Below are 5450 nucleotides of genomic sequence, written 5' to 3' on the forward strand. Positions count from 1 at the left end.
ACAAATCGAAAAGAAAACAGTCTGGTACTGTTCCTCCAATAAATTGTGAGTCTATTTTCTTTTTGGCATCTATGATTATGGAGTTTTTCCCGAAAAGGGTCTTGCTGTTTTCAATAGCCAGCTTCTCAAAGTCTTTTTCTTTTTTGAAGAGCTTTTCGTCGAAACGTTTGCCATTGCTGTAAAGGACTGTTTGCATGGTGTATGGATTAGGGTTATGTATGATAATATAAAATTAATCATAAAATGATAAAGATAAAAATATCATGCAATTGGATCTTTACAGGGATTAATAAGCTAATAAGGTCAGGCTCGTGGGGTAGCTGGGGGGCTACTATGGTTGGGTAACCAAGCATCCACGACGCTTCAGGGTCCGGCTATCGCCGGGACGCCTGAAGGTCTCCGGGCTGGTGAAAACCTCAGGGGTATGTTCGGTTGGTTAAGGGTACCGGGTCGGTGGGATGGAGAAACCTTCAAGCGTCCCGACAGGGACCTTGAAGCGTTGCCGCTGGCGGGGTAAACAGTTGCTGAAAGCATCAGGTTTTACCCGGGCAGGTCCTTGTTTGTGGTCAGGATTGATCCACGGAGATTGGTATGATGGTGCATACCCAAAGCCCGCTGAAGCGGGCTGTGGGCTTAGTTGTCCGGGTGTTCTTTACCACCCGGCTGAAGCCGGGTGCTCATCTCATGTGTTGCCTGTTTTCAATACACTTTGCTGAAACAGGGTAGCAGGCTTACAGGGAGGATGAAGGTCTTTGGTACAATAGTAACCTTACCGGTCTGTTCGTGTAGCTAATGGCACCAGACCGATGGCTTGGTGAAACCTTGAAGCATCCCGCGGGAGCGCGATCTTCAAGCGTTGCGAAACCGGGAAATGGAAAAAGAAAGACGAATAGTGCGCTGAGGGAGTCTGAGGAGGGGTGAAGAAGGGCGATTTACTGGGAGGTTAGCGGCGGGGTTTTCCATGCGCTGCCCCTGGCCTCCCGATGAATAATCGGGACAGGCTCTAAAGGGGTAATCGGTCTGTAGAATAATAGCGGTATGGTTCCAATGGTTATTTCATTAGCATGTTTACAGCCGGTGGAATTCCCTCCCGCACAGAAAAACAAAAGCCTTAAACATCTGAGAGGGAATGAAAGACCATAGAGGTTTGGGCGGGGTGGGTCCGGCAGCTGCCGGAAATTAAAGGGCGCGGGTGGGGAAAAGTGTAAATTCCGGAGCAAACCGACCCCCCATTCCGGGAAATTGACCCCGGGGTCAAAAACTGCCATACTGGTATTGTGATTCTCCATTTTCGGCGAAAATTTTCTGATAAGAACGATGTAACCACCAAGGGCGCCTGAGATAACTCTAAAGGTTATAAAGGGAAAATATTCCTTTTATTCATAACAACAAAATGCTCAAAAATATATAATTAGCAAACCTTTGTGCATTTTCTCAAAAATTCTATAAAATTCTGCCAATAGCAAATCTATAATTGTTATTTTAGTTCTTTAGGATCAATGCTTATGATTAACTTTACTTTTAAAAGTTTTTATCTCCTGCCAGTACCATAGTAATCTTGAATGATTTACGGTTCTTTGATAGAATTTTAAAACATTATTGATCCCTGAATTCCCACGGCGGTGTGGGGTTTGGCTGACCCCAAAGCCCAACATCATTTCCCCGGGCCTGTTGTTGGTAGTTCCGCCAGCGATCGCAAATCGAGTCCCGGTCGCAATAGCGAGCACTAACCCAGGCCAGTCCGTTCTTTACCAACGCTCCATTGATATTCGTGCCGTTTAACTCCACAATGGCAATGGTTCGGCCGTAGTAGCCTTCTTCAACCTTTTCAATGTCGACGGCCTCATCACCGATCTGGTTCCGCAGCCAGTTTTCTGCCTCATTTCCGTAAGGTTGGCCGGATTCCGGTGCATCTATACCATATAACCGGATAGTTATCTCTTCCCCATCGTACATGCAGTCAAACGTATCACCATCTGTTACATGGAGTACCTCACCATCCTCCTGCTGGGTTTTCTTCTTGTCGCAAAAAGATGTAGAGAGTAAGACCAATAAAAAAATAAATATGATTGCTTTTTTCATGTTTTTTCTTTATTTACCCGTTTATAAACATCAGTCCGGCCAATCTTATTTTGCGTCAATATGCCAAAATTTATCCAGGTCATTTCAATGTTAATTGTTTATACATCAACGTGTAATGTTTTCTCCGCTTCGTAATTTCCAAAATTATATTAATAAAATCTTCCAGGGTTTTATTGTCAACTTTTTTATCAATCAATCCTCCATTTTAATTCTTACTTAAATATTCTACTTTTCCAGGAATATATTTTTTTAAATCACTGAATGGATGAATGAATGATTGGTTGATTGGTTGATTGATGGATGGATGGTTGAAAGAGAAATATAGAGCAATTTCCGGCAGAGAAAAATAGTTTGGCTTAAGATTCTTTTTTGTAGTATATTGCAAATAAATATTGGTTAATTTCAAACAAAGTTTTATTATTGGTAAATTGACTTGTTCCTCTAAAACTAAAAAATAATAAAAAGCGTTAAATGGAAAAAGAAATTATATTATGACTATTCAGGAATTAAAAGCCGACCTTCATAACTTAATAGATAAGATCAATGAAGAAAGCATTTTAAATGCTATCCGGATTATCTTATCAAAACAAAGTGAAGCAACCAGGGATTGGGCCGAGGATTTAGGTGAGAGCCTTCGTTCAGAACTGGAGGAAAGCATCTCTGAAGCAGACGAAGGGAAAGTTATCAGCCATAAAGAAGCAATGAACCGAATTAAATCAAGGTACAATCTCTGAAATAATGCGTGTTGTCTGGTCATTTAAAGCTTTACAAACCTATTTTACAATAGTGGATTATCTTAAAAACGAAATGATATTTTGACTATACAAAGGCTTGCCACTAACACTAAAAATTTCAATATTTTCGATATTTTTATGTTTAAGGGAAAGATTTGTAAAGTTAAACGAATTCGAAGAGTAGAATATTACAACTCCACATCAATATGCAGCTTGCCCCCCAAACCGGTCTCAATAATTTTCCTCAGTGTAGATATGCGTATATCGCTTGAAGCCCTTTCTATTTTTGATATGTAAGATCTTTTCACATTGAGCTTTTTGGCCAGTTGCTCCTGGGTTAAGTGAGCTTTCTTACGGGAATCCTTAACCAACTCAGCAATCATATAAGCTTCAGCTTTCTGCTCAAAATCTTTTCGATTTTCTGTTCCCTTTTTTCCATATTTTTGATCAAAAAGTTCATTAATTGTTTTAGGATTTTTTCTCTCCATAATATTCTCTCCTTAATGTTTTTGCCCGCTCAATTTCTTTGCGGGGAATTTTCTGTGATTTTTTTTGAAAACCGTGTAGTAGAATAACCAATTTATTTTCCTCAAAAAAAGAAAATATCCTGTAAATATTATTTCCTGATTCTATTCTAATCTCATATATCCCCTCTTCAATGTTTAAAGAACTTGATAGGGATTCTTTCCATTGACATTACAATCTGTAGAACATAGTCTACTTTTTCTTTCTCTCTTTTTCAAAGAATTGTAAAAATTCCAGAAGTAATCCTTATAAGTTTCAAGTATTCTTATCATGATACTACAAATGTAACTAATTAGTTTCTTTTATTATTATTATTATTTCTGATTTTTATCCCTGAACTGAGCCACAGCATTTTGTTTCATTTTATGGTCGATGGGTAGTTTGTAGCGATTGATCTAATTTTCAGGTGAATTCCTCAAGCTTGCTTTTCCCTGATCATTGAAAAAAATCCATCAAATCATAATCATTTTTCACAAGAACCTTATAAAAATAATCGATTTTCATATATCGTAATCATTTTTCATATATCTTTGTTATAATCATTTTTCACAAATACATATGAAAAATAAAAATATTTCACAGGAAATAACCATTTTACACGGACGAATTGCCCCTGAAAAAGCAAGGTTGGTAGGTTATGGAGCTATTATTAAGTTTTTTAGTCTTGCTATGCCAATGCCTGAAAGATTGGCATTGGTGAGCTATAAAAACCGGCAATACAAAAAGCAACAATGGAAAATATTTACTTTCCGACATTTGCCCGATGATAATCTTTACAGTCACCTGGTTTTTGCCATAAAATATGAAGGCATTAACCTGTTGTTTTTTAAAAAATTGTTTCAACAACTGTCCAAATCTGATATTATCCAATTGGTATCGCGGGAACCCACCGGACAATATAGCCGAAAAATATGGTTTTTGTACGAATGGCTGATGCAGGATGTTTTGGATATTGCCGATATAAAGAAAGGAAACTACCTTCCTTTACTGGAGGAGAAGCTTCAGTATACGGTGGAAGGAACTTATTCCAAACGCCATCGTATCATCAATAACCTTCCAGGTACACCTGATTTTTGTCCTTTGGTATTTAAAACTGATAAACTGGAAAATTACATCAAATCCCGTTTATCCGAGCAGCAAGACAAAAAGTTAAAAAACATCCATAAGGAATTGTTACAGCGGGCATCCGCTTTTTTGTTGTTGAAAGATTCAAAAGCATCATTTACCATTGAAGGAGAAAGCCCCAAAAGCAAACGGGCAGCACGCTGGGGTAAAGCAATAGGCCAGGCCGGGTCAAATCCTTTAAGCAAGGAAGAACTTTTGCGGTTGCAGCAATTGGTTATTGAAAGTACTCGTTTTGTTAGCATGGGATTTCGAAGGGAAGGTGGTTTTGTGGGCGATCATGACCGATCTACCGGTGAACCTTTACCCGAGCATATCTCTGCCAAATGGCAGGATTTGGATCAGTTAATTTCCGGCCTTATTAAAACCAGTAAATATCTTGAAGAGTCAGATATTGATGCAGTTATTGCAGCTACAAAAATTGCATTTGGGTTTGTTTTCATTCATCCTTTTCAGGATGGAAACGGACGGATCCATCGTTATCTGATACACCATATTCTGGCCAGAAAACAATTTACAAAGCAAGGTCTCATCTTTCCGGTTTCAGCTTCTATTCTTGATCATATCAATGATTATCGCCAGGTGCTTCAGAAATATTCTCACCCTCTTCTTGATTTTATTAACTGGGAAACTACCTCAGATAACAACATAAAGGTTCTGAATGATACCATTGATTATTACCGATACTTCGACGCCACTCCCCAGGCAGAGTTTCTTTATGATTGTGTGTATGATACAATCTACAACATTATTCCCCGGGAGGTAAGATATCTGGAGCAATATGACCAGTTCAAAAGATTTCTGGATGAAGAATTTGAAATGCCGGACAAAACAGTGGCACTTTTAGTCCGTTTTCTGGAACAAAATGAAGGAAAACTATCCAAAAGGGCAAGAGAAAAGGAATTCTCAGCATTATCCAGGGAAGAAATCGAAACAATTGAAAAACAATATTCGGAGATTTTTTCCGGGTGATTTATGTTCTGCTTC

At 38.7% G+C, this 5450-nt stretch carries 7 protein-coding genes; 3 read left to right on the plus strand and 4 right to left on the minus strand.

Annotated features, from left to right (window positions below; all coding sequences use genetic code 11):
- The coding region (locus KGY70_16310; protein MBS3776762.1) for a hypothetical protein at positions 1-196 on the minus strand (196 nt) is incomplete at its 3' end.
- Between the two features lie 141 nt (positions 197-337).
- Between KGY70_16310 and KGY70_16315 the strand changes: the two genes are divergently transcribed.
- A complete protein-coding gene (locus tag KGY70_16315; GenBank protein ID MBS3776763.1) occupies positions 338-517 on the plus strand; it encodes a hypothetical protein in 180 nt (59 codons plus the stop codon).
- A 1079-nt stretch (positions 518-1596) separates the two neighbouring features.
- Here the strand turns inward: KGY70_16315 and KGY70_16320 are convergent.
- Positions 1597-2082 carry a thermonuclease family protein gene (locus KGY70_16320; protein ID MBS3776764.1) on the minus strand — a complete coding sequence of 162 codons (486 nt, stop codon included), beginning with the start codon at positions 2080-2082 and terminating at the stop codon, positions 1597-1599.
- A 491-nt stretch (positions 2083-2573) separates the two neighbouring features.
- Here KGY70_16320 and KGY70_16325 point away from each other — a divergent pair, with 491 nt between their 5' ends.
- Positions 2574-2816 (plus strand): hypothetical protein, encoded by a 243-nt coding sequence (locus tag KGY70_16325; GenBank protein MBS3776765.1) that lies wholly within the window; start codon positions 2574-2576, stop codon positions 2814-2816.
- Positions 2817-3004: 188 nt separating this feature from the next.
- Here the strand turns inward: KGY70_16325 and KGY70_16330 are convergent, their stop codons facing one another.
- Both KGY70_16330 and KGY70_16335 read right to left on the minus strand, forming a co-directional pair.
- The gene (locus KGY70_16330) at positions 3005-3304 is read right to left on the minus strand and encodes a helix-turn-helix transcriptional regulator (GenBank protein MBS3776766.1); all 300 of its coding nucleotides are present in this window, start codon (positions 3302-3304) and stop codon (positions 3005-3007) included.
- Positions 3285-3476, minus strand: coding sequence for a type II toxin-antitoxin system RelE/ParE family toxin (locus tag KGY70_16335; protein ID MBS3776767.1), 192 nt, complete (start codon positions 3474-3476; stop codon positions 3285-3287). Before KGY70_16335 ends, KGY70_16330 begins: the two co-directional genes overlap by 20 nt.
- Positions 3477-3899: 423 nt before the next feature.
- Here KGY70_16335 and KGY70_16340 point away from each other — a divergent pair, with 423 nt between their 5' ends.
- A complete protein-coding gene (locus KGY70_16340) occupies positions 3900-5435 on the plus strand; it encodes a Fic family protein (protein MBS3776768.1) in 1536 nt (511 codons plus the stop codon).
- Positions 5436-5450 lie beyond the last annotated feature (15 nt).

Source organism: Bacteroidales bacterium (assembly GCA_018334875.1).
GTDB lineage: Bacteria > Bacteroidota > Bacteroidia > Bacteroidales > UBA12077 > JAGXLC01.

What these genes read in the sequence shown, in the direction of transcription:
- KGY70_16320 (MBS3776764.1), bottom strand. Translation starts at nt 2,082, where the DNA reads ATGAAAAAAGCAATCATATTTATTTTTTTATTGGTCTTACTCTCTACA.
- KGY70_16340 (MBS3776768.1), top strand. Translation starts at nt 3,900, where the DNA reads ATGAAAAATAAAAATATTTCACAGGAAATAACCATTTTACACGGACGA.
- KGY70_16325 (MBS3776765.1), top strand. Translation starts at nt 2,574, where the DNA reads ATGACTATTCAGGAATTAAAAGCCGACCTTCATAACTTAATAGATAAG.
- KGY70_16330 (MBS3776766.1), bottom strand. Translation starts at nt 3,304, where the DNA reads ATGGAGAGAAAAAATCCTAAAACAATTAATGAACTTTTTGATCAAAAA.